25 protein-coding genes are annotated in these 24775 nt (G+C 65.0%); 5 read left to right on the forward strand and 20 right to left on the reverse strand.

Annotated features, from left to right (window positions below):
• Positions 1 to 2 precede the first annotated feature (2 nt).
• The gene (gene dndA / locus ACPT94_RS07040) at positions 3 to 1154 is read right to left on the reverse strand and encodes a cysteine desulfurase DndA (RefSeq protein WP_425245405.1); all 1152 of its coding nucleotides are present in this window, start codon (positions 1152 to 1154) and stop codon (positions 3 to 5) included.
• A 263-nt stretch (positions 1155 to 1417) separates the two neighbouring features.
• On the opposite strand from dndA, the gene dndB reads away from it, so the two are divergent.
• Genes dndB through dndE form a run of 4 tightly spaced genes read left to right on the forward strand, consistent with a single transcriptional unit; the run spans position 1418 to position 6515 of the window.
• Positions 1418 to 2557: a DNA sulfur modification protein DndB gene (gene dndB / locus ACPT94_RS07045; RefSeq protein WP_425245406.1), complete on the forward strand. Its 1140-nt coding sequence runs from the start codon at positions 1418 to 1420 to the stop codon at positions 2555 to 2557.
• Complete coding sequence (dndC, locus tag ACPT94_RS07050) at positions 2554 to 4134, forward strand: DNA phosphorothioation system sulfurtransferase DndC (RefSeq protein WP_425245407.1); 1581 nt, start codon at positions 2554 to 2556, stop codon at positions 4132 to 4134. Before dndB ends, dndC begins: the two co-directional genes overlap by 4 nt.
• Positions 4121 to 6145 carry a DNA sulfur modification protein DndD gene (gene dndD, locus ACPT94_RS07055; protein WP_425245408.1) on the forward strand — a complete coding sequence of 675 codons (2025 nt, stop codon included), beginning with the start codon at positions 4121 to 4123 and terminating at the stop codon, positions 6143 to 6145. Before dndC ends, dndD begins: the two co-directional genes overlap by 14 nt.
• Positions 6135 to 6515 carry a DNA sulfur modification protein DndE gene (gene dndE / locus ACPT94_RS07060; RefSeq protein ID WP_425245409.1) on the forward strand — a complete coding sequence of 127 codons (381 nt, stop codon included), beginning with the start codon at positions 6135 to 6137 and terminating at the stop codon, positions 6513 to 6515. Before dndD ends, dndE begins: the two co-directional genes overlap by 11 nt.
• 115 nt (positions 6516 to 6630) lie before the next feature.
• Here dndE and ACPT94_RS07065 read toward each other — a convergent pair whose 3' ends face one another.
• The 10 genes from ACPT94_RS07065 to ACPT94_RS07110 all read right to left on the reverse strand — a co-directional run bounded on the left by ACPT94_RS07065 (position 6631) and on the right by ACPT94_RS07110 (position 17156).
• Entirely contained in the window at positions 6631 to 8862 is a 2232-nt protein-coding gene (locus ACPT94_RS07065; protein WP_425245410.1) for a ParB N-terminal domain-containing protein, read from the reverse strand.
• A gap of 6 nt (positions 8863 to 8868) precedes the next feature.
• A complete protein-coding gene (locus ACPT94_RS07070; RefSeq protein ID WP_425245411.1) occupies positions 8869 to 9552 on the reverse strand; it encodes a GIY-YIG nuclease family protein in 684 nt (227 codons plus the stop codon).
• Between the two features lie 306 nt (positions 9553 to 9858).
• Complete coding sequence (locus ACPT94_RS07075; protein ID WP_425245412.1) at positions 9859 to 11595, reverse strand: ATP-binding protein; 1737 nt, start codon at positions 11593 to 11595, stop codon at positions 9859 to 9861.
• A 279-nt stretch (positions 11596 to 11874) separates the two neighbouring features.
• A complete protein-coding gene (locus ACPT94_RS07080; protein WP_425245413.1) occupies positions 11875 to 12411 on the reverse strand; it encodes a hypothetical protein in 537 nt (178 codons plus the stop codon).
• Positions 12412 to 12740: 329 nt separating this feature from the next.
• Positions 12741 to 13046 carry a hypothetical protein gene (locus tag ACPT94_RS07085; protein ID WP_425245414.1) on the reverse strand — a complete coding sequence of 102 codons (306 nt, stop codon included), beginning with the start codon at positions 13044 to 13046 and terminating at the stop codon, positions 12741 to 12743.
• A complete protein-coding gene (locus ACPT94_RS07090) occupies positions 13043 to 13231 on the reverse strand; it encodes a hypothetical protein (RefSeq protein WP_425245415.1) in 189 nt (62 codons plus the stop codon). The genes ACPT94_RS07085 and ACPT94_RS07090 overlap by 4 nt, the downstream gene beginning before the upstream one ends.
• Positions 13231 to 14277: a major capsid protein gene (locus ACPT94_RS07095; RefSeq protein WP_425245416.1), complete on the reverse strand. Its 1047-nt coding sequence runs from the start codon at positions 14275 to 14277 to the stop codon at positions 13231 to 13233. Before ACPT94_RS07095 ends, ACPT94_RS07090 begins: the two co-directional genes overlap by 1 nt.
• 29 nt (positions 14278 to 14306) lie before the next feature.
• Positions 14307 to 14717 (reverse strand): head decoration protein, encoded by a 411-nt coding sequence (locus tag ACPT94_RS07100; protein WP_425245417.1) that lies wholly within the window; start codon positions 14715 to 14717, stop codon positions 14307 to 14309.
• 107 nt (positions 14718 to 14824) lie between these two features.
• Positions 14825 to 15460, reverse strand: a complete 636-nt coding sequence (locus ACPT94_RS07105) for a hypothetical protein (protein ID WP_425245418.1) — start codon at positions 15458 to 15460, stop codon at positions 14825 to 14827.
• A gap of 82 nt (positions 15461 to 15542) precedes the next feature.
• Positions 15543 to 17156 (reverse strand): phage portal protein, encoded by a 1614-nt coding sequence (locus tag ACPT94_RS07110; protein WP_425245420.1) that lies wholly within the window; start codon positions 17154 to 17156, stop codon positions 15543 to 15545.
• A gap of 149 nt (positions 17157 to 17305) precedes the next feature.
• Here ACPT94_RS07110 and ACPT94_RS07115 point away from each other — a divergent pair, with 149 nt between their 5' ends.
• The gene (locus ACPT94_RS07115) at positions 17306 to 17713 is read left to right on the forward strand and encodes a DUF4357 domain-containing protein (RefSeq protein ID WP_425245421.1); all 408 of its coding nucleotides are present in this window, start codon (positions 17306 to 17308) and stop codon (positions 17711 to 17713) included.
• 53 nt (positions 17714 to 17766) lie between these two features.
• On the opposite strand, the gene ACPT94_RS07120 is transcribed toward ACPT94_RS07115, so the two are convergent.
• The 9 genes from ACPT94_RS07120 to ACPT94_RS07160 form a co-directional block, all read right to left on the reverse strand.
• A complete protein-coding gene (locus ACPT94_RS07120) occupies positions 17767 to 19224 on the reverse strand; it encodes a phage terminase large subunit family protein (RefSeq protein WP_425245422.1) in 1458 nt (485 codons plus the stop codon).
• 2 nt (positions 19225 to 19226) lie between these two features.
• On the reverse strand, positions 19227 to 19766 hold the full coding sequence (locus ACPT94_RS07125) for a hypothetical protein (RefSeq protein ID WP_425245423.1): 540 nt from the start codon (positions 19764 to 19766) through the stop codon (positions 19227 to 19229).
• A 62-nt stretch (positions 19767 to 19828) separates the two neighbouring features.
• A complete protein-coding gene (locus ACPT94_RS07130; RefSeq protein WP_425245424.1) occupies positions 19829 to 20029 on the reverse strand; it encodes a hypothetical protein in 201 nt (66 codons plus the stop codon).
• Complete coding sequence (locus ACPT94_RS07135) at positions 20029 to 20229, reverse strand: hypothetical protein (RefSeq protein WP_425245425.1); 201 nt, start codon at positions 20227 to 20229, stop codon at positions 20029 to 20031. The genes ACPT94_RS07130 and ACPT94_RS07135 overlap by 1 nt, the downstream gene beginning before the upstream one ends.
• Positions 20226 to 20681: a VRR-NUC domain-containing protein gene (locus ACPT94_RS07140; RefSeq protein WP_425245426.1), complete on the reverse strand. Its 456-nt coding sequence runs from the start codon at positions 20679 to 20681 to the stop codon at positions 20226 to 20228. Before ACPT94_RS07140 ends, ACPT94_RS07135 begins: the two co-directional genes overlap by 4 nt.
• Complete coding sequence (locus ACPT94_RS07145) at positions 20678 to 20899, reverse strand: DUF6354 family protein (protein WP_425245427.1); 222 nt, start codon at positions 20897 to 20899, stop codon at positions 20678 to 20680. Before ACPT94_RS07145 ends, ACPT94_RS07140 begins: the two co-directional genes overlap by 4 nt.
• Complete coding sequence (locus ACPT94_RS07150; RefSeq protein WP_425245428.1) at positions 20896 to 21801, reverse strand: ParB/Srx family N-terminal domain-containing protein; 906 nt, start codon at positions 21799 to 21801, stop codon at positions 20896 to 20898. Before ACPT94_RS07150 ends, ACPT94_RS07145 begins: the two co-directional genes overlap by 4 nt.
• Positions 21798 to 23150, reverse strand: a complete 1353-nt coding sequence (locus ACPT94_RS07155) for a putative antirestriction adenine methyltransferase (RefSeq protein ID WP_425245429.1) — start codon at positions 23148 to 23150, stop codon at positions 21798 to 21800. The genes ACPT94_RS07150 and ACPT94_RS07155 overlap by 4 nt, the downstream gene beginning before the upstream one ends.
• A gap of 597 nt (positions 23151 to 23747) precedes the next feature.
• Positions 23748 to 24353 (reverse strand): hypothetical protein, encoded by a 606-nt coding sequence (locus tag ACPT94_RS07160; protein ID WP_425245430.1) that lies wholly within the window; start codon positions 24351 to 24353, stop codon positions 23748 to 23750.
• Positions 24354 to 24775 lie beyond the last annotated feature (422 nt).

Genomic DNA, 24775 nt, shown 5'->3' on the forward strand with positions numbered 1-24775 from the left:
TCTCAGGCAGCAGCGGGCTGCATCCGAACGATGGCTGCGGCCAGATCCTCGGGGTTGAAGTCCGCGACCTGGCTGGGAAACCACGAGAAGCGCAGCCCGTTGTTGGCAACCTCCTCCGGCAGGCCCATGGCAGTCAGGACGTGGCTCGGCGTATATGAGGCGCTGGTGCAAGCCGATCCCGTCGCGACGGCGACCTGGTCCTTCAACCTTACGATCAGCGCTTCAGCGTTCAAATCCTCGAAAGTCACGTTCAGGATATGCGGCACAGAGTGATCCGGATCACCGTTGATGCGGAAGCGCGTCTTGCTGAGGGCAGTGAGCATGCACTCACGCATGGCGCGGGCATCTCGCTCCCAGCGTTCGCGACCCTCTTGGAAGACTTTGGCTGCCTCGTAAAGCCCCATGATCAGTGGCACGGCAAGGGTACCCGGGCGAAGCTTCCGTTCCTGGCCGCCTCCGAACATGATCGGCGCCAGCGGAATCTTCTCCCAGCCGCGACGGCGGGTCACCAGGGCACCTACCCCCTTGGGAGCCCCGATCTTGTGACCACTGATGCTGATCAGGTCGATAGGAGCCTTAAGATCCTGCGGGATCTTCCCGTAGCCCTGAGCGGCGTCCACATGCAGGAACGTTTGCGTCTCGCGCAGCTCCTCAGCGAGCTCGGCGACGGGCTGGATCACGCCAGTTTCGTTGTTCACGTGCATCAGCGAGACCAGGAGAGTGTCCGGCCGTAGCTTGTCAAGCACGGCCTTGGTGGTGACGCGGCCCTTTGGACCAGGCTCAAGGAAGTCCACCTCGAAGCCCTTGCTCTGCAGGTGCAAGAGTGGCTCGATGACCGCCTTGTGCTCGATGGCAGAGGTGATGATGTGCCGACGCTGGTGCTTCTCCCCATGCGGAACTAGCCCTAGGAGGGCGATGTTGTTGGATTCGGTCGCCCCGCTGGTGAAGATGACCTCCTCGGTCTTCGCTCCGACCGTCCCAGCGAGGAACGCCCGGGCTTCCTGAACTGCCTTCTTAGCGCGCGCTCCGTACTCATGCGTGCGGCTGCCAGCGTTCCCGAAGTCTTCGGTCATCCAGTGGAGCACTACCTCCGCCACCCGGGGATCGACCCGGGTCGTTGCCGCCGCATCCAGATACGCCACCACCACTGCCACCCACTTCCGAGACGCTTCGCTGCCATCGTGTACGTCAATCGGTTAACGTACACGGGTAACGCGCTAACGCGAAGCGCAGCACCGACACCTCCGTCAACAACCGCAGTGCCGTACGTCATCCCGTGGCATGGCAGTACGGCGAGTGTCCCGTGGCGCGCGCTAGATCCCGTGCACTGCCCCCACGGGGACCAGTACGTAAAGAGTGTGTGCCTTGAGGCGGATGCGAGGGTGTTAGGCGGTGCGAGTACGTTAAAGTTGCCGAAGTGGAGAGCGAAGCTGTGGCACCTGCGACCCGAGTCGTCGCCCCCCGTACGTCCACGGGGTTCGAGTACACTTTTCCGGCTATCCGCGGCATCCAGGCAGGGCGAGAGTTCTACGTCTCGATGTGCCCCCTGCGGCTGATTCCTAAGATCTTCATCTTCGATGAGGATGAGCTGTCTCCCGAGCTGCGGGCTCAGCGCATCCTCAACAAGGGGCGATTGCCAGCCCTTGCCAAGTACATTCTGGACAATCCGGACGATTACGTTTTCAGTGCTCTGACCGCCTCCGTCGACGGTGACATGGCCTTCGAGAACCACAGCTCTGACGGCGCGGGATTCCGGACCGGCCAGCTGCGAATCCCCATGGACTCTCGGTTCTTGATCAACGATGGTCAGCACCGCCGCGCAGCCATTGAACTCGCCCTCAAGGAGAACCCCGACCTCGGTGAGGAGACGATCGCCGTCGTCTTCTTCCATGACGCTGGCCTGGCCCGTTCACAACAAATGTTCGCCGACCTTAACCGGCACGCAGTCCGACCAGCCCGCTCCATCAGCGTCCTCTACGACCACCGCGACATGTCTGCGCAAGTCGTGCGAGTCATGGCCGGCCGATCGACTGTCTTCAAGGGCTACGTCGAGATGGAGAAGAGTAACCTCTCGGCCCGCTCGCGGATGATGTTCACCTTGAGTGCTCTCTACTACGGAACCCAAGCCCTCCTGCAGGGCCTGGACATGAAGACCGGTGAAGCGGCCGACCTGGCTCAGTCGTACTGGGAGACAATCGACAAGCTGCTCCCGGAGTGGGCCATGGTCCGCGACCGGACGCTGTCGGCCACGGAGATGCGCCGCGACTTCATCCACAGTCACGGCATCGCCTTGCACGCCCTCGGGCGCATCGGGAACTCTCTCTTGCGGGAGTCCACAGCCCCCTCGAAGTGGAAGAAGCAGCTCAACCCGCTCAAGAAGGTGGACTGGTCCCGCTCCAACTGCGACTGGGAGGGACGCGCCATCGTCGGAGGCCGCGTCTCTAAGAGCCACCAAAACGTGACCCTGACCGTGAACTACCTGCGCAACCACCTGGGACTCGGGCTGAGCCCTGAAGAGCAGCGAGTGGAAGACGCATATCTGCGAGGCGATGCATGAACACCCCTCTGCCTCTCGGCATCCCTTCTATGAGGCGGCTGCCGTTCAACGGACGCTCACTCGAGGAGGTTGCCACCGAGCTGAGCGAAGAGGTCCGTGAGCTCTACACCGCGGATGAGGTCCCCTGGGTCATTGGCTACAGCGGAGGCAAAGACTCGACCGCAGTCCTCCAACTGGTCTGGTCAGCACTCCAGGTGTTGCCGGCCGATAAGCTCACCAAGCCGGTTCACGTCATCAGCACGGACACTCTCGTCGAGAATCCCGTTGTCGCCGCGTGGGTTACCACGTCGCTGGACACGATGGAGAAGGCCGCGGCAGAGCAGGGGCTCCCCATCCAGCCGCACCGCCTGACACCCGAGATCAAAGACACCTTTTGGGTCAACCTCATCGGTCGCGGCTATCCTGCGCCCCGCCCCAAGTTCCGCTGGTGTACCGAGCGGCTGAAGATCAAGCCGTCGAACTCCTTCATCCGCAATGTCGTCGCGGCTCACGGCGAGGCGATCATGGTCCTCGGTATCCGCAAGACTGAGAGCCAGGCGCGTGCTCGCGCAATGGAGAAGCACGGGAAGCGGCGCGTTCGTGACCGTCTCTCGCCGAACGCGAACCTCCCCAACTCTCTCGTGTACAGCCCTATTGAGGACTGGACAAACGATGACGTGTGGGAATACCTGATGCAGAAGCCCAACCCCTGGGGTTACAACAATCAGGACCTCCTCACCATGTACCAGGGGGCTTCCGCAGACGGCGAGTGCCCGCTTGTCGTCGACTCGACAACTCCGTCATGTGGCTCCAGCCGCTTCGGGTGCTGGACATGCACGCTGGTCGAGCAGGACAAGTCCATGTCCGCGATGATCCAGAATGACGAGGAAAAGGAGTGGATGCTCCCGCTCTTGGCGCTGCGTGACAAGCTGGACTCCCCATTCGGATTCGTTGAGAGCGAAGACGACCCCGATTACCAGAAGGGGAAGAAACTCCCTCACCCTCGTACGGACAAGTACGCTCGTGACTTCCGCCGCATGAACGGCAAGGTAATGCTGTTCAACGACAACGCAATTCACGGCCCCTATTTGCAGAAGTATCGCCAGGAGTGGCTTGAAGAGCTGCTGTCCGCGCAGACCTGGATTCGCGCAAACGCCCCCGAGCACGTCCGTAACATCGAACTGATCACCCTCGACGAGCTGCACGAAATTCGACGTATTTGGGTCTTTGACAAGCACGAAGTCGAGGATACGTTGCCGCAGATTTACAAGAAGGCCACTGGCGAGGAATTTCCCGGTGGCCGGCTCGACGAACAGCTCGTCATGGGGGCCAACGAGATGAAGCTCCTCAGGGAAGTCTGTGACGGTGACGAACTCCATTACGACATGGTGCGTGAACTTCTGTCGGTGGAACGTAAGTACCGCACCATGACCCGGCGTGCCGGCCTCTTCCAAGCGCTTGAAGAGGCTATTAGGCGAGGGTACTACGAGGACCGCGACGACGCTGTCTCATTTGCGCAGCGCAAGAAGAAGTGGCGGAAAGACCTCGTGGCGAACCCGACTCTGGACGAAGAGACCGATATCGATGCTTCTGCATAAGATCACCCTCGAAGAGTTCGGGGCTTACCGTGGCAAGCAGTCGCTTGACCTCACCGTGAAGAAGAACAAACCGATCATTTTGATCGGCGGTCTCAACGGTTGCGGCAAGACCACACTGCTAGACGCTATCCAGTTGGTCCTGTATGGGCCGCGCGCAAGGTGCAGCGGCCGAGGTAACAGGGCGTACGACACTTACCTGCGCGAGAGTATCAATCGTCAGCACGACCCCACTCGTGGCTCGTCGGTGGCGTTGGAGTTCACCGTCACCGTGGACGGCAAGGAGCGCTACTACAAGGTGGTCCGTAGCTGGCACACCAGTGGGAAGACACTGAAGGAGTTCCTCAACGTCTTCGTCGATGACGAGTATGGAAACAAGGCCAAGAGTGGCCGACGCGTCCAACCGGACCTCAAGTTCAACAGAATTTTGAGTGAAGGCTGGGCAGATCACATCGAAGATCTACTCCCTCTTGAAGTTGCTTCGTTGTCCTTCTTCGACGGAGAGAAAATCGAATCTCTTGCGGACCCGGAGCGTGCCGCTTCGGTCATCGAATCGGCAGTGAACTCATTGCTGGGCGTAAGCGCGGTAGAGCAACTTCGTACAGATCTCCTTGCCCTCCAACGTCGTCAAAAGCTGTCCGACGAGGAACAGCAGCTGATGGATATCATTCATGCGCAGGAGAGAGAGCGAGACTCTGTCCAGAGCGAGCTGGACGCGGCGGCCCAGGAACTTGCTCAGCGTAAGAACGAGCTGCGTAAGGCTGAACGCGAGCTTGAAGCCGTAGAGCTGGAGTTTGAGAAAGAAGGCGGCGGCCTGTTCGAGCGTCGCATCGAGCTTGAGCAGGAACGGAAGCAGACAGCTGAACGTCTTGCTGAAATGCGTTCCGCCCTCATGCAACTCGCTGCCGGACCATTGCCTCTGCTCATGATGGGCGAACATCTGAAAGATGTTCGCAAGCAGGCCCAACGTGAGCAGACAGCCGCCGAAGCCAGCCAGGTCCTCGGCGTCCTGGAAGAGCGGGATCAGTGGCTACTTGCGCTACTACCCGATGACGTGCGCGAGAGCGTCGTAAAGACGCTGGACGAGGACCGGAATAAGCGTGCCAGGTCTACCACCCTCACGGTGGACTTTGGTCTCCCGGGTGACGCTCTAGCACAACTTGCTGTGCTAGATGAAGTCCTTATCCGAGACAAGGTGAGGGCTAATGAGCTGCTCACCCTAGCTACTGTTGCTTCCGAAGAGCTGGACCAACTGGACCGTCAGCTGGCCGGTGTTCCTGAGCAGAGCAAGGTAGAAGCAATTCAGATTGCCCGCGAACAGCGGCTCCAGGAGCATGCCCGAGTTCAGGCAGCAGTCTTCCGTGATTCAGAACGAATTGGCGAGCTGAAGCGGCGCCGTGATCAGGTTGTTGCTGCTCTCGCTCGCGCACATGACGACTTCGTGCAGACTAAGGTCAAGGCCGAAGAAGTCGACCGGATTATAAAATTCTCTGAGAAGGCGCGAAGCACTCTGGAGCGCTTCGGCGAGGCATTGCTTCAGCAGCACATCACCCGACTTGAGGTAGCTGTGCTCCAGAGTTTCAAGGAGTTGATGAGGAAGCAGAGCCTCGTCAAGGATCTTCGGATTGGTGATGGATTCACGCTTACCCTCGCCGACTCTGAGGGCGAGCCGATTGATCCGGGCCGTCTCAGCGCCGGCGAACGCCAACTCCTGGCGGTCTCTCTCCTCTGGGGCTTGATGAAGGTAGCGGGCAGCCACCTCCCGAGCGTCATCGACACCCCTCTTGGCCGCCTCGACAGCCGACACCGCGAACATCTGGTGGATCGGTACTTCCCGCACGCCAGCGACCAGGTACTCCTGCTGTCTACCGATGAAGAGATCGACGACGCCCTGCTCGGTCGCCTGAAGAAGTCTGTCGCGCGTACGTACATGCTCGTCCACGACGACACTAAGTTCACTACAAGCGTTGTTAAGGGCTACTGGTGGAACGGAGGAATTCAGGATGTCGCTTGATACTGTCCGTCTTTCCCAGCCAGCTCGCGACCGGCTCGTCCGGCTGAAGCGCACTACCGGGATCACACAGTGGAACGTCCTGTGCCGCTGGGCCCTGGTGCTTTCGTTGAAGGACCCCTCCACCCCGCTGGTGAAGGAAATCGTCACCGATTCCAACGTCGAAATGACGTGGAAGACATTCGCCGGCCAGCACGGAGACATCTATCTAGCCCTGCTCAAGCAGCGATGTATTTCCGATGGCCTGGCGCTCACAGACGACCACGTGGCCAAGACGCTAATTGTGCACCTGCACCGCGGCATCGGTTACCTCGGCGGGCAGAAGGAACTGACCACGATCGAAGGACTGGTGCACTCGGTCACGGCCGTCTGATCGGAAGTACACGCTGGGGTGGGCGCGGTGACCTTAAAGCAAGCAATGTCACCGTCCCCACTTACCCACCCCACCATCGTTTGAGCGAGCGGTAACCCCGCTCATACAGGTTTCGCTAATCGGAGATCAGGTCGTTGACGCTCGTGGCGCGCCCCTCTTCTTCCGCGTCCGCATCAGAGTCGTCCGAGTTGATCTCCTCAGATGGTGCTGCATCTGTCGAAGCCTCACCAGGCTTCTCTTCCAGTGCCTTCTGCCAGGCGCGGTACTCGTCTTGATCCACGTAGAACCACTTGTCCAGCGCCTGCATCAGCGACTTGTTGGCTGACGCTTCGGCCTCTTTCTGAAGCTTGGTTTCACCAGTACCGGGCCGACTCGTCTTTAGTGCCTTGAGCTGTTGGTCGATGCAGAGCTTCAGATAGAGATCCCGTGCGGCGCTGAGCATTCGATCGAATCCCGCCCGGCTGGAGAACCAGTGAGATACATGCTCCCATGCCGGCGGAGTGTTAAGGGCCTGCATCCAGAAGTATCGGAAGTACACAGACTGCGGAGTGTCCATGTTCGCGATCTGGTTGAGGGGATAGCTGATGTGATTCTTATTGAAGGCCAGCTTCCGGTCCTTCGCCTTTCCTTGCTCCTGGGAGAAGAACGCGTTCCAACCCTTCACAAGGTCCTCTGCGAAGGCGGGGAGGTCTTCGAGATCGATCTCTCCCTGTTCCTTGCGCAGCTCCCAAAGGGATCCGAGCGTCATCACGAGCCCGAGCTGGCAGGCGTGGGTATTGAATACCGCGTACGCAGACTTTGACTTGGTCAGGCTGTCCTTGCCTCCAGAGTCCAGGAATTCTGCAACGCGGTAGCTTTCGAAACTCTCTTCTCTCGACTTAAGAGCCTCCCAAGCCCTTATCACGTCTGATTTCGTGGTCTTCTTCCCCAGGGATCGGCTTTCCCTGTAGTGCTCGTAGCTGTCGCGCAGCGTCCAAAAGACGCCGACACCGCTGAAGAGGGCATCGTGCGCCAAAGTCAGCCCCGTGTCATCGATATGCCACTCTTCCTTGAGCCGGGTAAGTGCCTTCGCGTGCGCCGCATAGGGTGCAGTCTTCGACAGCACGGTCAAGATTGCGGCTCCCCAAGTCTGGGCGAACTGATCGCTGATGACATCTACCTGCCCCAGTGGGAATTCCACGTTGCCGAGCTTGTTTCGCTGGTAGGGAATGCCTCCGTCGTCGAACTGGTCTGGAAAGAGGCTGGTGATGTTCAGCTGCTCCTGCATGAAGGCGTCCTGTTCCGTGGGGCTGGGACGCCCAACGAACTTGAGTGTCACGTCCTTCAGGTATTTCGGTGGCCCGAAGATGCACCGATCGACCGCCGCTTTGAGTAGGTTGATGTTGGTTAGAACTGACCACCTTGCCGGGCGACTGGAGTTCACCTCAGGGTTGTCGTACTCGACGGCGTACAGAGGCAGCAAAGAGTCATCAGAGTTGTTGCGCAGCTCGCTTAGCAAACGGCGGGTGAGTACGTTGCTCAGCTCAGCGTCAGACAGCAGGATGATCCGGGACTCCGATGGCGGTCGCGCCTCCTTGTTGACGTCAACGAAGAGTTTGCGCGCCGCCTCGTGAGGCTTGGCATCCGCGCCTGTCTGATCAGGGAACCAACAGACGGTGACCGGAACCTCAACCTTATTGAGATTCAGGTGCTCACCACCAACCTCTTGAAGAAGTTGCTTGACCTGGTTCTCGTAGAAGGACCGGAAACGGGCACCGCTGGAATTTTGCCAGCTGTTCGTCATGGTTCGTTCGACTGCCAGCAGCGCCATGGCCCGGTGTTGTCCGTCCAGGACGACCAGCTGAGACTCAGTCCTGTTCCACCAAAGCTTACCCAAATTCGCGGGATGCAACTGGTCGTCGTCGCCGAGTAGACGCTGCACCTGGAAGGAGTCACCAGCGCGCTCCTGCAGCCAGCGTGCGCCGTCCTCTGGGACCACACGCGGTTCGGCCAACGCCGCGAAGTGGGAGGGGCGCTTGCTGCGGAACGGCAACAGCACCGCCACAATGGGTGGAAAGAACGCCGGGCCAGTCATCTTCTGCTTCAGCAGGTAAGGGATGAGCTTGACGGCAACACGGTGATCATCAAGGTCGCGTTGCAAGAGCTGATTGAAGTCCAGATCTCCGGCCTCCATGACCTCACGCACTGGCGCAAGGCTCTTGGTCAACTGCCGCTCGGGGTCCAGGGCGTCCTCTCCGAGGCGCGCTTTGGTCATGATGTAGTCCACACGACCAGCCGGCGTATTGAAGCTTCCCCAAGTTCCCTGCACGTAGTCGCGGAACGTCAGTTTGGTGCCAGTGCCGAACATCGCCAGTTACTGCCTTCCCAGGATCGGTGAGTAGAGTCGATGCAGGAGCCATTCAGCCGACTCTGCCGTGTTTCTCAGATTCTTCTTAGTGACTTCATCGTTCTCCTCATCGGCGAGGTCGATGACCCACGCTTCGAGGTGTTGCATGGCGATTTCACGTGCAGCCGCACGCTCTCCGAACGACTTTCCCTTGGTTCGTACCAGTTCGATGTCCTCCGGATGCTCGCGCAGCCAGTCATGTGCCTTTGTGTAGGAAACTCGATGCTGGCGCAAACGCTGACGCAAATTCTCGGCAACCCCTATGTAGACAGGCGTGGAAAAGACGGGGGTCGCCTTTTCAAGGATCGTTGCCATGACACGGCGGCGTGATTCTGTGTCAAGTGACTGAGTGAGCTTCTCCAGGCGCGGCTCTATGTCGTCTACTTGCGGATCTTCGGCATCAGGCTCGCGTAGGGGATAGTCGGGAGCTAGCTCACCATCCCACTTGGCACCGTAGGCTCCGCGTCCGCTCAAAGCGAGTGGTAGCGGCTCGTAGTACCCGGCGTACCTACGGAGGAGGCCAACGAATCCCTCGATAGCCTGATCGCCGTCGGGGCCAGGTTTGAGCTTCCAGTCGTGAGGACCGGCGCGGAAGCTGACGTACCACGCGTACAGTCCCGGCGACTCGGGAGCCTGATCGACATCGAGCATCGGGAACCGCCTTGGTTGCAATCCCTCTGTCACTGCGTGCTGATCCTCACCCTCGACGCTGCGCTCGGAGGGCTGGCAGGCCCAACAACATTTGCTGACATCTCATGCTATATATCCTGAATTCTCGCAAACCGTCTTGTTTACGCTGGTCTAGTCGTGTCCGGCACTCTCTGACCTAGCCTCAAGCCTCTGTCAAAGTAGTGCCCTTAGGAGCAAGACCAACCTCATCGGGGGCGGCGGGATCAGGAACTCTACGCCGATACGTCGCTAGGAGGACCACTTCCGCGCCGCCCCTTGCGCTAGCGCCTACAGGACGTCCTTGATCTTGCTCATGTAGAGCTGGGTGAAGCTACCCCAGTGCTTCCGCAGCTCTCCATACTGCTCGTCGGGTGTCTCGTGCAGAGTCTCCGCTTTCGCGTACGCCACGATGAGCAGTGTGATCGCCTCGATCGCGCGCTTGGCGGTGGAGGAGACGTTGCTGCCGGCTCCTTCGCCGTCCGCCCCTCCAGAGAGTTGACGCAGCGGCTGATACATCTCCCGGTAGAAGGGGTGGCGTTCGTTGAGGCGGATGAAGGTCTGCTCTCCCAGGTGCGTGATCTCGAACATCTGGTCACCTGGGAAGTCCACTGTCTCGATTACGAACGGCAGGTCCTTGATCGCCTGCACGTACGCGGCCTTCTCTTCCTCCGAGTGGTTCTTGCCTGCGTCCTTCGCCATGTCGTCGTAGGCCCGCTCCTTTTCGGCAGGAGTGGGTGTCGCCTTGATGCGGGACTTCGGCATCGTGCGGTCTGCGCTCTTTACGGCCTTCGCGATAGGCGCATGTTCGCCCGAATGCTCGGCACGCTCCCTGTCCTGCTGGCCCCAGATGCGTGCCAGTTCCGCTCGGGCGCCGGGAATGACCTTCCGGGCGATGTCGCGCAGGGTCTTGCGCAGCTCGTCAGAAGGAACAGCACCCCTCTTCACATTCCGGACTCCCATGAGCCGGTCCAGCTCAGGGGTGAACCGAACTTCGAAGCCGATGAAGCGGTCCGGCGTCTTCACACCATCGGGATACATGCGTGCCACGTTCGTGTAACTGATCTCACGATCGAGGCGCAGGAAGCTGATCGCCCCCTCATTTTCGGGGAGACGCAGCTTCTTTGCCATGGCATCACCACCGGACCCCTTGTGGCGAAGTACCTCGGGGGGAGCGAGGGTGATCGTCACGTGAATCTTGTGCCCGGTTCCTTCGACAGGAACCTCCTCATTGAAGAAGACCTGCGGTTCGAAGTGGTGGGGACCACTGTGTACATGTCCGCTCGCGGTACGGCGCAGCTCCTCGGTCAGGACGTGATCCACCCACGTCCCTTGGCGACGGAAAGTGGGGTCGTGTGGACGGAGGTCCAGTCCATCGACGGTGATACGGATTCCACCGCAGAGGAACTCGCGGAACACACGCGAAAGCTCCTTGTTGAGCTCGTTCCGAACATGCTCAGGAGTGCTCCGGCCATGGCCGTCCGATACCCGGTCGGTCTTTGACCAGAGGACGAGCGTGCCGGATCCCTCCGGGAAGTATGCGAGCAGATGAGAAGGAAGGGGCTCGTCGTCCGGCGGTGCAATCCCGATCTTGCGGCCGGCCTTCTCTTCCTCCACGGCTGCATCCAGGTCGAAGAAGACATGTCGGATGTGATCACTGCCTTCAACTCGCGACCATGCGTCGATCCGCGTACCCACGCTGAGACCGGCGAGCTTCGCCCCAACGCCGAACTTGCCGATGGTGTCGTTGGACATGAAGCGCGTCGAGAAGCCGAGCTGGAGGTAGTGGTGCAGGATCTCCTCCTCCATTCCCCTTCCATCATCGATGAAGGCGATCTGCTCTATCACCTTCTTGCGGTTGCGCAGGCCCTCCTCCGTGACGATCTGGATGTGGTTGGCCTGGGCCTCGATGCTGTTGTCCACCACCTCTCCGACAGCCGAGGGGAAGTTATGACCGGACTCCCGCAAGCTCATCAGGGCCTGGCCAGAGAGAACTACAGGGATGGCGTTGTCTTCAAGACCGTTCACGAGGTGTCTCCTTAGATCGTCTTACAGGAGGGTTAGTGACGTTGCGGAGTCAGCGGGTGGAGGTGGCAGCGCACTGTCAGACAGCCTGCCCAACGGGTGGTGGGGGGGGGGGGGGGCCCCCGGCCCCCCCCCCCCCCCCCGGCGCGCCCCGGCCCCCAGCGGGGGGGCAATGGCCCGGCACACCACCGTTCTGCTCGCCGTGGCTAGCTGCGGTGGCGCTCACGATGCCCACGAACAGTTGTAGGGGTGGGCGTCAGCGCGCCCAGGAGGGTCGCCTGGTTACGAGCCCAGGGTTACCAACGCTTCGGTGAACTCACGGAGAGACCGCCGCGCTCGTTCCACGGTGGATACTGATACCCCAGTCCGACGCGCCGTCGCAGCTGCGGATTCACCACGCAGCAGTCCCTGGAGGCAGCTAGGTCCATGTGCTCCGATTGACGCCGCGTGATCGTGCAGGTGTTCGATGATCTCGTCGGCGATCGCGCTTTCCTCAGGGGTCACGCAAGAGATGAGGTCGGCGTGGACAGAACCATCGGTGCCGTAGGAGACGAGACGGCGGTGCCGGGCATCCGCCAACGGGCGGCCAGCAGCGGCGGCGCGTGCGTTCTCCCTGGATCGGTAGATGGTACGGCGGGCGTCCCGCAAGAGGTTGCGGCAGAGGTAATAGGCGTTGTCTGCGGCCCGGTTCTCGCCGAGGGCCAGGTTGAGAGCGGTGTCGATCTTGTCCAGGAACTCGGTATCCCGCGGTCCCTGCTCGTACATCTCGTACAGGCGGCACATTGCGTCGATGCGCACGTCACACAGCTGGAGCGTCAAGGCTCCCCCTCCCGGTGCCCGACGGCTATACGGCGGGCCCATGTAGGTTGTGACCTGCTGTCCCTTTGGCCCGCGTCGCCATGCGGTCGACTCGGGCATCAGCAGGTACCAGAACGGTAGCCCACCCCACTGACATCGGTCGGTGGAGCGGCCTCCATCTCATGTGGGACAGCTCCGGGCCGAACTCCCTCACGGGCCACGCCAATTGGCTGTCGTCACCCGAAGCCGAGCCGAGATTCTGGGGGTGTTCTCTGGTGCAGGTGCCTGATGTGCGGCAAGCCGTCGCGCAGCTCGTTCACGACCGTTCTCATGGGCGGGAGCAGCTGGTTCTATCGGCTTTGGCGACGCTGCAGCGGAGCAGGACAGACGCAGCTTGTCTCGGACTGGTCGCTCCCAGCCAGCCCGGCGATCTGCCGCTCCAGGGCCTTGACGTTCTCTGCACTATTGACGGTGGCAACCCCCTGGACCGTGACCGCCAATGGGTCGGCGACCAAGGCCGCCTTGCGCTCCCGGAGGATCTCGACAGCGACGGCCTGGAGTGAGCCCAGTCGCAGGTAGCGGGAGTCCAGGTCAGCACGGTCAGCACTTCCGAGTTCGGAGCGGAGGTACGCGTACTCGGCGTCGGTGAGGTTCACGCCGCTTCGGCCTTGGCACGTCGGGACGGACGAGGCGCCTCCGGCGCCCAGGCACCGGGGTGGGTGATCTGCTCGGCGAGGGCTGGATCGCTGACCTCCGTGCCAGGTTGGAGGAGCAGCGTCTGATGGGTCTTCGGGTCGGTGACGAAGACCGCGGCGGCGAGGCTGCGGGCGGCGGCCGGCATTACAAGACCTTCGCGGTGATGTGGATGTCGGGGACGTACATGATCGGCATGGCGACGGCGGCTCCCTTCGTCCAGACCTGGACCGGGTCGTCCTGGTGGTCGGCGGTGATGACGATGCCCGGGGCGTCCTCACGCTTGATGGCCGGCTTGGTACCGGAGGACAGGACCAGGGACTCCGCGGTGATGCCGTACTGGGTCTCCGCCCACGACTCGGGGTTGGGCGGGAGGAGGATCCAGCGGTCTTCGGGGATCACGCGCTGGTACGTGTCGTCGACGGAGATCTGGACGTCGTAGACGGTGATCGGGGGGAGGTCGTAGCGGGCGCGGACGACCTCGACCTCGTTCGGGGCGAGGACCGCTGTGGGGGTCGTGGAGCCGTTGACGCTGCCGTAGTACGCGGCCCGGTAGGCGTCGTTCGCGGCCAGCGTCGCCCGAGCCTTGTAGGAGGTGAGGACGCGGGCCGGGAGCGGGGCGCCGATGGAGCGCAGGTACTCGATCCAGCGCAGTTCGTCGGCGATCGGGTCGCTGGTCGGATCCGACCAGGGCTTCGCCGCCGTGGGCATGTTGGCGGCCGGGACACCGAAGTCGGCCTCCAGGGTGAGGCCGTTCTCGCCGTTGAGGGTGAACTTGCCGTCGAGGAGGAGGTCGCCGGCGGCCAGTTCCATGCGGTTGTGGATCGACTCGACGTGGCGTTCGATGTCGTCGTAGAGGAGCTCGACGAACTCCGACGAGTCTGCGCCGCGGGAGGCGTCGAGAAGGATCTGCTCCAGTTCGCCGACGATCAGCTTCTGGCCGAGCGGGGGCAGCATGCCCTCGGTGATGATCTTCTCGGCCTGGCGGCGGGCGACGGTTGTCTGGGCGTCGTAGGCGCGGAACTTGGCGGCGTTCACGCGTCGCTTGCTGCTCTTGATGCGGAACTTGACGGAGCTCAGGCGGCGTTCGGGCATGACCGTGCGGGTCAGTTCGAAGTCGGCCGGCGTCTGCATGGTGCGGGCGAAGGCGTTCAGGTCGGCTGCGTCGATGTCGCGCAGCAGGGTTTCGAGCATGGGGGCGGGATCCTCAGCGGGTCGGGAGCTCAGACAAAGTGGATCTGTGCGGTCGAGGCGGCGATGGTGGAGACGTCCAGGCCGCCGGGGATGTGGGCGGCGGCGATCACGCCGTGCCAGAGCAGGGCCGCGCCGACACGGAGGCTGCCCGGGGTGAAGGGCACGTCGGCGAGGAGTACCCCGGTGAAGGTGGCGCGGCCGTCGGTGGAATCTCCGTCCCAGGGGCCGTACATGCCGGTGGCGGTGATGCGGCCGAGGGGGATGCCGGAGTGCATGACGTTGTGGGGCTGGGCCGGGCCCGGCGGTGCGTAGTGAGTGCCCTGCGTGAACAGGCTCGTGTCGAGGGTGATGGTCACCGGGGTGTCGAGTCCGTGGATGGATGCCAGCCAGGGGCGGTCGGCGGTGGCGGACTGGGAGTAGGTGATCGGTTGGAGATCCACGCCGGGTTCCTCCACGAAGGGCGTGTCGGCGGTGAGGCCGTACGGTCACCGGTGGTGCCGTCGTCCGCGGAGGTGCAGAGGGCGCGGTCCCTGCAGGTGGCCGGAGGTTAGGAATCCCTGAGGTGGCCCCGGCGCCGGGCGAGGTCCAGACCGAACTGGCCCGGTCGGGGCGGAGTGCTGCCGGAACGTCCCGGGATGTTGGAGGGACTGCCCGAGGGCGGGGACGCCGGCGGCTGCGGGGAGCGGGCGTCGAAGAGTTCCGGGCGTCGCTGCTTCAGCTCCTCGGCAGCCTGGATCAGGGTGGAGTCGTCGGCATCCGGTTCGATTCGACGGGCGAGCAGGACGACCGCGTCTTCCAGTTCCGGGCCGGTGGCGCCCAGGCCGACCAGTGCGGCGCGGCGGGCGGCGTCACGCTCCCGTGCGGTGGCCTGCGCTTCCCGCTCCTGCGCCTGGCGTTCGCGCTCTGCCGCGGCTTGCTCACGGCGCTCGGCCTCGGAGAGACGTGCCTGTTCGGCGTCCCTGCGCTGCTGCTCGGCCTGGCGTTGGTTTTCCACGAACTCCGTGAGGGCCTTCGCGGACTCGAATCCGAGTTGACCGAGCAGGTCGCGGACCCCGGCGCGGCGGCCTTGGTCCTTCTCCCGCGCGAACCGGCGGGAGAGTTCGTCCTGGGGGATCGTGACCACGGCGACGCCGGTGTCCTCGGTTGCGGGCTCGGCGGCGGGCCTTGTCGGCTCTTCGGTCATGGGCACTCCTCGCCCAGACGCCCCCGCGTCGGCGCGGAGTCTAATACCCCTGGCCGGTCTGCGTGGTGCGGGATCTCCGGGTTCAGGCCGCGTCGTCGGTCACGGATTCCACCCCGTCGTCAGTGCTTTGCGGGGCAGCTGGCTCAGACCGGCCCGCAGCCCGGATGCGCTCCACCTCTTGGGCGGCATCCTCGATGGGGAAGCCGGAGTCGACCAGCATGCGCACGCCGGTCTCCAGCGAGAGCACACCTGCCTGTACTCCGCGGGTCACCAGGTCGAGGGTGCCGGTCAGATCGGTCGGCAGGTAGGGGCCGAAGACGATCGTGGCGCGGGGGTTGTCGCCGGGAGGCAGCACGCCGCCGAGTTGGTACAGCCGCTGCACCATCTTCAGCAGCAGCGGATACTTCACCTCGCGAGCGAGCCGCATGGAGCGGACCATGGCGTCGAGTGGACCGAAGCTGAGTTGCAGGGCGTACCCGGACGGAACCTCGGAGGGACGGATCGTGCCCAGCACGCTGCCCGGCAGCCGGGTCACCACCGACAGGCGGTCGCGCAACGTCTCCACGTAGGCACGCAGCTCGGCCAGCTGTGTCGAGGTGTCGACGGTGCTGAGCTGGCCGTTGTCGCCGAGCGGCCAGAGCATCCCCGGTTCGACCTGGACGGGCAGCGGGTTGCCGGTCCTGCGGTCGACCGGGAGACGCGCCCCGGACAGGCCGATGATCGGTGATCCGGTCGTGGCTGAGGCACGCTGGCTGTCGGTGTCGGCGGCGGCGAGGTCATCGAGGAGCTGGGCGGCGGACAGCAGGCTGGACTTGCCGTAGTGCTCGGCACTGTCGATCGTGTTCGGTACGTGGATGACCGGGATGAAGTCCAGCTGCAGATCCAGGTGGTTGAGGACTTCGCCGTCGGCGTTCGTGCGGAAGCGGGCGCGGGACAGGGAGAGCACGTTGATGTCGCCGGTTCGGTCCAACTGGTCCAGGTCCCATTCGGCGTCGGTGAGGTAGCAGGTGGTGGTGCTCGGTCGGCTCGACCACGGGTACGTGCGCGCGGAGGCGCCGTCCTCGATGGGGCCCAGCTCGTAGGTCACACGGCGCAGGGTGCCTTTGCGACCCGTTGCCGGGTCTTCTGGTACCTCCCATGCCAGGTGGACGCGTTGCGGGTAGTCGTCCGTGTCGAGGGCGCCGTCCGGCAGCACCGGGAAGTAGAAGCCTGGGTCGATGGTCTTCAGCACCGGGCGGTTCCTCGTACGGGACCAGGCAAGAAGGTAGACGGTGTCGCCGAGCAGTACGGCCGAGCGCTCGGCGCTCTGCATGCGCATCGGCAGCTGCTCGGACTGCGCCCACTGCCGCAGCAGGGTCTCCCGCTCCTGTGCGGCCGGGTCCTCCTCGGCGCCGTCGACGATGATCTGCTGAGTCTCGCCGAGCAGGTGGCTGAGCGTCTGGTCGACGATCAGGGAGGCATCTCCGTACTCGCGTCGGTCGTCGCCGTCCTCGTCGAGCAGGGCTGCGGCCTGGTTGCTGTCGTACGCGGCGAGCACCGTGTACGCGGCCAGGCGCCGCCGGTCCGTATCGGGCAGCCACGAGGCAGCCATGGGGCCGGGGAGCCGCGTCGGCCGGCCTTCGGCTGCCGCCTGGAAGGCCGGCTTGTACGCCAGCGCTCCCCACGTGTCGATGATCAACCTGTGTAAACGCCGCATCTGTCACTCCCCGGTCGAACTGAGCGGCGCAGTCTAAGACCCATCACTGGACGCTTGATTTCTAGGATTGTTCTGCGTTCTCCTCTAAGCTAGAGTGAAGCGCAGAGAGTTGAGCTGGCGGCGAGCCGCCAACCAGGGAGGGGAAGCTTGTGGCAACACTCACCATTCACTTCGACCCAGAGGTGCTGGCGCACATCGCTGCGGCAGGAGCTGAAGGGACCGTAGAGGTCAACGTGTCGATTGGCGGGGATGCCGGGACTGCCAAGGCTACGTCGGCGCCTCCCACCGGGCCCCTGGCTCCGCTCATGGCGGCGGGCCTGCTCAAGGCCAACGAAGTGCTGACGTTTCGCCAGACTCGCGCGCGACGGTCCGCCACGGCCATCGTCCAGCCGGATGGGCAGCTGATCGTCGAGGGAAAGGCCATGCCCTTCCAGTCGCCCTCCAAGGCTGCCAGTGCTGTGACAGGGAACGCCATCAACGGCTGGACGCTCTGGCGGCTGCCCGATGGTCGGACTCTGGATGATCTCCGCAACGAGTTGATGGCTGCGGAGGACTGATGTGAGCCGTTGGCCCCGGCTTGCCAGTCTGGGCCGGGGCCAACAGCGGAGGTTCAACGCCTGCCGGTGAGACGCCTGTCCGTGGACGCCGTAGGTGCTTCCGGAGCCGAAGGGTCCAGGAGCAGGTCGGTCAGAGCCCAGACGCAGGAATCGAGCAGGTCAGGAGATTTCTCCTCGGACTCAGAGGCACCCACATACGTCGTCATCTGCTCCTCGAGGGCCGCGAACGTGCGGGGCGAGCCCGCGTGACTGATGCGGGACTGCTCATACAGCATCGCCACCGGCGCCGCCCGGGCCCGCTTGCCGCGCGTGGCGTGGACGACGCGGCAAGGGACGGTCGGGTCGACCTCGGCGAGGAGGGCGGGGAGGTAGTCGCCGCCGTTGTTGGCCTCGATGACCACGCAGTCGGCCTGGTGCTCGTGGTACAGCGCGGCGGCGCGGCGCATCGCGGCCGTGGGTGTGTAGCGGTCCTGTTCGGCGTGGAGGACGTAGCCGCGGGGGCGGCGGTCGCCGTACATCTGCTCCAGCGGGTAGGAGCGGCCCGCCACGGTGAAGGCGGTCAGGTCCGCGGAGTCCGTTGTAGTGACGGCCGGGTCGACGGCGACGACCAGGCGGTCGAGCGGCGGGACCGCGGTGCGGGCGATGCGGAAGCCCTCGACCTCGAACATCCACTGCTTCCACAGGGCGCCCTCGACATCTTCGAGCAGCATGCCGTCGAGTTCCTGGCGGCCCAGGCGGGTGCCGCCGTACTCGGAGTCGAGTTCGGCGAGTGCGGCGGGGGAGAGGTTGGCGCGGTTGTCCTCGGTGCGGCCGGTCGTCAGGAGCACGGTGGAGCCGGGGCGGCGGCCGCGCTCGACCAGGCGCTTGACGTGGGGGAGTGGCTTGGGCGTGGTGGAGATGACGACCTGCGGGCTCGGTGCCTCGCGCAGGCAGAACCACAGCATGTCGTACACCGACTGGGCGGTGTGCCGGTTCCAGGCCGCGTACTCGTCGAGCCAGCCTTTGTCGAAGGCGAAGCCGCGCAGGTTGTCCGGGGTCTCGGCCCCGAAGCCATAGATCGCTGAGCCGTTCTTCAGGCGGAGGGTGGTCAGGCCGTTGCCTGGGCTGTAGCGGCGGACGTCCTCGGGTGGGATGACCGCCAGGAGGCCGGACTTGGGGGACTCGAAGCAGATCTCCTTGACCAGGGTGGCGTTCTTCGCGACGACCGCGATCATCGTCCCCGGTGTCGCCGCCCACTCCCGTACGGCTTCCGCCGCGGACTTCGTCTTGCCCCAGCCTCGGCCGGTCAGCATCATCCATGCCGCCCAGTCGCCCTCGGGCAGGCGCTGCGTGGCACGGGCGTGGTGGTGCAGCCAGCCGGCGTGGGGCAGGCCGTCGCAGTCGGGGCGATCGCATGCCCAGCGGCGTGCCGAGACAGCGTCGGCCTCGATCAGCGCGGTGATCTCGGCGTGTAGTTCGGCGTCGGACATGCCGGCCGGGTCCGGCAGCGCGGTCAGCGGATCGGCGGTCACGGCTATTCACCGCCCAACGTGCTGATGCGCGCCTCGAGTTCGCGGCGCAGCTGCTCCATGCGGGCCCGGCGTTCCTCGTCCGTCAGGCCCGACACGTCCGCCGTCTCCATCCCCTTGGAGGTCGACGCGGCGGCGTCGGCCAGGTCCATGCCGTACGCCTGGCGCTCGATGCGGATCGTGACCTCCAGCCAGCGGATCACGTCCGAGGGGCTGAGGCGTGAGGGGTCGAGCTGCTGGAGCTGGGCGACGATCTTCGACTGGGCCGCGGAGGCCAGGCGAGCGTGTCGCCGGGCCACCTCTCGAGCGGCCTGCTGTTGCTCGGCGCGCCACAGGCGGTCCTGCTCCCGGTCCCACGCCTCGGCGCGCAGCACCCAGCGGTGTGTCGTCGACCAGCGCTCGATGAGCGTCCGGGACTTGGCCAGGCGTTCGGCGACCTTGCCGATGCTGCGGGACAGGCCGAGGTCGCGGTAGCAGGCGAACGCCTCCCACGCGGCGGTCGACTCACCCGGCTGCCGCTCCCATGCCTCGGCGCTGTCCGACATCCGATCACTGCTCTCCCGACTGGCTTGTCTCCTCCCACTCCCCTCCTGACGGACGTCCTGTCTCAGCTCGACGGGCCTCGCAGAGCCGGGTCGAGGAGGCCGAGGTGCGCCAGGAGGTCGGCGCAGTCGGCGCGACGCTGTGCGTGTTCCCCGCCGACGGCGCGGGCGGCGACCTGGAGGGCGGCCCTGCGGCGTACGGAGTCGGGTAGCGGGGTGACGGAGACGGTGCGCTCCCACGACGCGGAGTCCTTGGCGAGGTTCATCAGATCTCTCCCTCGGGGATGTCGTCGGGCTCCAGCTCGCCCGCGAGGAGGCGAGCGAGCTGGTCGGCGAGGCGGAACGGTTCGTCCGCGAGGTGTTCTCTCAGGACACGGGCCAGACCGGCGGCTGTGCGGTGAACGGTGGTCAGGTGGTCGATCTCGGCGTGGAGCAGGTTCGACTCGCCGGCGTACGGGCCGCTCACGAGGCGGGCCTCCGGAAGTCCGGGGGAAGAGCGGCCCGCTGCCGTGCCGGGCCGAGCACCCGCAGGACGGTGGGCAGATCGCGAGGGCGCCATACGGCGACTTCGAACCCGCTGTCGGCGAGGTGGGCCAGCCACTCGCGCTGGGCCGGGCGGATCCGCCCGGTGTCGGTCTTGAACTCGACGAACAGCGTGCGGCGCTGGCCGAGGTGGCCGAAGACCTCGTCGGGCCAGCCCGGGTCGGAGCGCCGGGAGTCCGCCGTGTGGTACTGCAGGCGCCAGCCGTAGCGCGTGGCGATGTCGCGGACCTGATGACGCCACTGCTCCTCGTTCGTGCCGGTCACCGACCTCGCCGACTCCGCCCGGCCGACGGCCGGCGGGAAGCGCTCGGCCTCCAGTCGGTCGAGTGGCCCGTACCGTTTGGTGAGCAGCCTGCGGTACAGCTCCCCGTTCACGGGGCACCGTCCAGGAGGTGGTAGCCCGTACTCGTCGGCCGCAGCCGCTCCAGCGCGATCCGGGTCCGCTGCCCGGTCCGGCCGCCGGGGGTTGCCGCGGTGAGCACCGTGCAGTACGCGTAGCGGGCGTCGACCTCGTCGACGCGTACCGTGCGGCCCTCGCTTCGCTTGTCGTTGTCGGCCCACACCTGGCCGACCCGCACATCGGGCCGCTTCACGCCGCACCCGCCAGGTAGTCGGCTGCCCACAGCTCCAGGGCTCGCCACCGTTGGCCGGCCTCGATGTCGCCGTCCCGCTCCATGCGGTCGATGGCCAGCTGCACGACGGCCGCGGCGTCGGCGGGCATGGTGCGGGTGGCCAGCACCGTCTCGACCGGGGCGGTGCCCTTGCGGGTGGCGGTCCGCTCGTCCGGGTCGTACCAGCCCTCCGCCAGCTCACCGAGGTGGCGTTCGACCAGCGCGAGGATGATCGCGAACACGGCGGCGACGTTGCCGATGTTGTGCGCGCCCTTCACCGTGTCGAGCGTGTCCAGCACGCTCTCGTACTGCTCGATGCGCGCGAGCCAGCGGGCGTCGGCCGATGCGGCCTTCCGCGCGGCCTCGAAGGCTTTCTCCGCGGCCTCCTTCTCCTCCGGCAGGAACACGATCTGCACCGTCGCGAAGTCCAGGTTGGCCTCCGCGAGACTCGGCACGCTGATCTCGTCCAGCAGGTCGAGCGTCTTGTCGTCCAAGCCGGAGTACAGGCGCATGGAGACGTCCTCCAGCTCCTCGTACAGCGCTTTGAGGGTGGCTGGGTCGTCCTCACCCACGATCGCGTTGTGTGCCAGCTGCAACGCGATCTGCCGCTGCCTGGGAAGCGGCTCGGTGATCTCCATCCACCAGATTCGCTCCAGGCCAGCCTCGACGGCGGCCTTCGTGCGGTGGTTGCCCGACAGCACGATCCGACGCCCCGACTCCAGGTCGTTCCACACCAACGGGGTCGAGGTCAGCGCCCCGTCGGCCCGAATGTTCGCCACGAGGCGCTGGAACTGCTCATGCCGCATGAACCGTGCGTTGACGTCCAACAGCGTCAGCTCACGCGGGTCGCCCTCGACCATGCGGGGCTTGAGCGGCTCACTCATGGCCTCCTGTCCTCCTTCAGTCCCTCGGCCTGTCCGTGCTTTCTCCTCCACTGCGCGAACCCTTCGTTGAGCGACCAGCGGCCCAGCTCTCCGCCGTAGTCGAGCTGGTAGCGGTAGGCGGGATCGGTGGAGTCCTTGCGGGAGTTCAGACGCAGCAGCCCGCGGTACTTCATGGAGGCCGGGCGCTGGGTGAACGCCGTCGTGTTCAGCCTGGTGAGGCGGGTGTTCATCGTGCGCTGCGCCAGGAACTGCGCCTCCGCCGACAGCGCCGCGTACAGCACGAGCTTCGCCAGCCGCCCGTACGACGTCGGCGCCACCGGGAAGTCCGAGAGCAGGTACACGTTGTGCGGGTCGTACTTCGGCGTCGAGAACGCGAACGCGCCCACCACGACCCCGTCGACGAGCACCGCGAGCGCCATCGTCGGCGTGCCCGGGCGGATGTTGTGGTTCATGTACTGCGAGCGCAGCGTCGCGAACTGGCCCATCGACAGCGGGGCCAGCGTCAGCGTCTCGCCGAGGCGCTGGCCCGGTACGAGGCGCGGGGCGCGCACCGGCTCCAGGCGCTGGTTGGGGCGTACGATCCGCGACCGCGGCACCGACGAGTACACGTTGATCGGCAGACCGCGGTTGGCCGTCTGCACCTGACCGCGCAGATGGTCCGCCAGCTCGTCGACGTCGTAGTGCAGCCCGAGCACCCAGTGAGGACGGTCGGTGACGCGCTCGATCAGGGTCTGCTTCGCCGCGTCGTCCAGCGGCGGGTACTCCGGTGTCGGCCAGTCCAGGTGCTTGTCCAGAGCCGCGAACTGACCCTCGTAGTCCCCGGCGTAGAACGGCGGGAAGGCGACGACCGGGGCGTCCGCCGGGACCTGTTCGGCGAGCCACTGGTTCACATCCATCGGCGCGTACGACGCCAGGCGCAGCGGCAGCGCCTCGATCTTCGCGACCGTCTTCGCGTGCAGTTCCGGGAACTGCCGGCGATACGCGGCCAACATCCGCCCGTAATACGGATGATCGCCGCGCCCGATCCACTGGAAGAACCGGGATCCGAGTAGCACCACGGCGAGGGTCCCGGCCCGGCCGTCCATGTACGGGGCCAGCCAGTCGAGTTCGTCCGCCGACTCGGCGCGGATGGCTATGGGCAGTTGCTGCCCGGCGAGGTACCAACCGATCGCGGAGGAGTACAGCTGCACGTCGCAGCCGTGGAGCCGGAAGCCCGAGTCGTGCAGGACGCGCTCGATGGTGAAGTTGCCCGAGCAGCCGACGTGGATGTCCTCGGACTGGTCACGCCACGTGGTGGCGTGCTCGTGGATGATCGCGCGAAGGTCCGCGGGGATCGAGCCGTGGAACACCGTGCCTCCCCGCTGTGGTGACTTCTTCGTTCGTTCCGGCCTTGAGCCTCGTCGAGGGTGGGACGCGGGCCCGGAGGGGCAGGGGGCTGGTCCTGCCGTGCCGGACCGCCTGGGAACCAGGAGGCGCGGGGGACGCCTGGAGGGGGATGGTTCCTTGGCTGGTCGGCTCCGCACCACGTGCCTGTGCGGACGCGTCCTCGAGCGCCGGGCCCGACTCGAACGAGCTCCTCCCCACCGGGGGCGGGGCGTGCTGCCAGATGCACCACCGACGCGCGGCGGAGCCGACCGGGAAGATCGCCTCGCCACGATGAAACGCTATCAGACGTACGACTGTCACAACACATGTGGTGGGTGCGGTGCTGCACCCACCACATGGATCGTCAGGCTGGGGCGACTGTCATCACTGCTCCGGTGGCAGGAGGTCCAGCAGGCTCAGCGTCCCCATCGGGCACTCTTGCGGAAGGTGTGGCTTTGCCTTCGCTCTCGCCGGCCCGGGCTCGAACAACTCCATCTGCCCAGGCGGCGCCGCTTTCGGCCTAGGCGGGGCCTCGAAGTCCTCCCGCCTCATCTCGGCCCAGTTGGGCCCGCGCTCCTCGCTCACAGCAGCGTCCCCTGCTCGAACGCGGGTCCCAGTGGCCCGAGCTCCCTCACCTTCTCTCCGGTCCTCTCCTTCCACCAGGCGGCGAACATCCGCCGGTGGCACCACTGGTCCGGCTTCGACAGGTCCTCGAAGCACAGCAGCACCAGCCGCAGATCCCCCGCCGCCTTCGCGATCCCCTGGAACCGTGACGCGTAGAACTTCACGCCGTGCCGGTCCAATTGGGCCCGATATGCCGCCTCGTACACCGGCCGGGCCGACCCGAAGTACTCCCGACTCGGCGCCGCCTCCCGCACCTGGTGCTCCAGCGAGTACGGCAGCGTCCATCGTGGCGCGCCCAACGTGATGCGCACCGGCACCCCCATCGACGGCTCGAAGTCCTGGTACCTGTGCGTGAACAGCTCGAACACGTTCCTCCCTCGCGCCGGTTCCGGCGTACCGCACAGCGGGCAGTCCGGGTCCGGCTTCTCCTCATGGCCCTCGTCGCTGTGGGTGTTCTCCCACCCGGCCAGCTCGAAGCAGGCGTCGCACAACCGCACACCGAGCGCATCCCGCGCGACGCTGTCGGAGCCGAACACGAGGCGTCCCTCGCTGTCCACCGCCACGGTGTCCCTTCCGGGTCCCGGCACGGGTACCACTCGCAGGTGCCGCCCGCATGACCGGCAGGGGATCATCGTGCCCAGCGCGGCCGCCAACCATCCGCACCCTGGCGTCACCACGCCACTTGCCAGGAGGCCGGCCGCCTGGTCCGGGTCCAGGCGGTCGCCCTCTTTCACGACGACTTCCATGTCGCCCGCCTTTCCGCGCGTCCCGAGGGGCGTCACTGAAAGTCGGCGGCCGACCGGGGGGCTGCCTCCCTGGCCGGCCGCCGGATCGTTCCGCGCACCCGCGACGCACTCACTCAGTTCTCGCGGTGCCGACTTTCGGCAATAACATTCTATCTTCAAGTGACTGGGTGTGTCAATATAGTTTTATCATTGGGAGTTCCGCCTACTGCCCCACTCGCCCCCCACGGCCACCCCATCCC

The sequence above is a fragment of the Streptomyces aurantiaciflavus genome (genome assembly GCF_049808595.1).
Classification (GTDB): Bacteria; Actinomycetota; Actinomycetes; order Streptomycetales; family Streptomycetaceae; genus Streptomyces.

What these genes read in the sequence shown, in the direction of transcription:
- dndC (WP_425245407.1), top strand. Translation starts at nt 2,554, where the DNA reads ATGAACACCCCTCTGCCTCTCGGCATCCCTTCTATGAGGCGGCTGCCG.
- dndD (WP_425245408.1), top strand. Translation starts at nt 4,121, where the DNA reads ATGCTTCTGCATAAGATCACCCTCGAAGAGTTCGGGGCTTACCGTGGC.
- dndE (WP_425245409.1), top strand. Translation starts at nt 6,135, where the DNA reads ATGTCGCTTGATACTGTCCGTCTTTCCCAGCCAGCTCGCGACCGGCTC.
- ACPT94_RS07065 (WP_425245410.1), bottom strand. Translation starts at nt 8,862, where the DNA reads ATGTTCGGCACTGGCACCAAACTGACGTTCCGCGACTACGTGCAGGGA.
- ACPT94_RS07070 (WP_425245411.1), bottom strand. Translation starts at nt 9,552, where the DNA reads ATGCTCGATGTCGATCAGGCTCCCGAGTCGCCGGGACTGTACGCGTGG.
- ACPT94_RS07090 (WP_425245415.1), bottom strand. Translation starts at nt 13,231, where the DNA reads ATGCCGGCCGCCGCCCGCAGCCTCGCCGCCGCGGTCTTCGTCACCGAC.
- ACPT94_RS07095 (WP_425245416.1), bottom strand. Translation starts at nt 14,277, where the DNA reads ATGCTCGAAACCCTGCTGCGCGACATCGACGCAGCCGACCTGAACGCC.
- ACPT94_RS07105 (WP_425245418.1), bottom strand. Translation starts at nt 15,460, where the DNA reads ATGACCGAAGAGCCGACAAGGCCCGCCGCCGAGCCCGCAACCGAGGAC.
- ACPT94_RS07110 (WP_425245420.1), bottom strand. Translation starts at nt 17,156, where the DNA reads ATGCGGCGTTTACACAGGTTGATCATCGACACGTGGGGAGCGCTGGCG.
- ACPT94_RS07125 (WP_425245423.1), bottom strand. Translation starts at nt 19,766, where the DNA reads ATGTCGGACAGCGCCGAGGCATGGGAGCGGCAGCCGGGTGAGTCGACC.
- ACPT94_RS07130 (WP_425245424.1), bottom strand. Translation starts at nt 20,029, where the DNA reads ATGAACCTCGCCAAGGACTCCGCGTCGTGGGAGCGCACCGTCTCCGTC.
- ACPT94_RS07150 (WP_425245428.1), bottom strand. Translation starts at nt 21,801, where the DNA reads ATGAGTGAGCCGCTCAAGCCCCGCATGGTCGAGGGCGACCCGCGTGAG.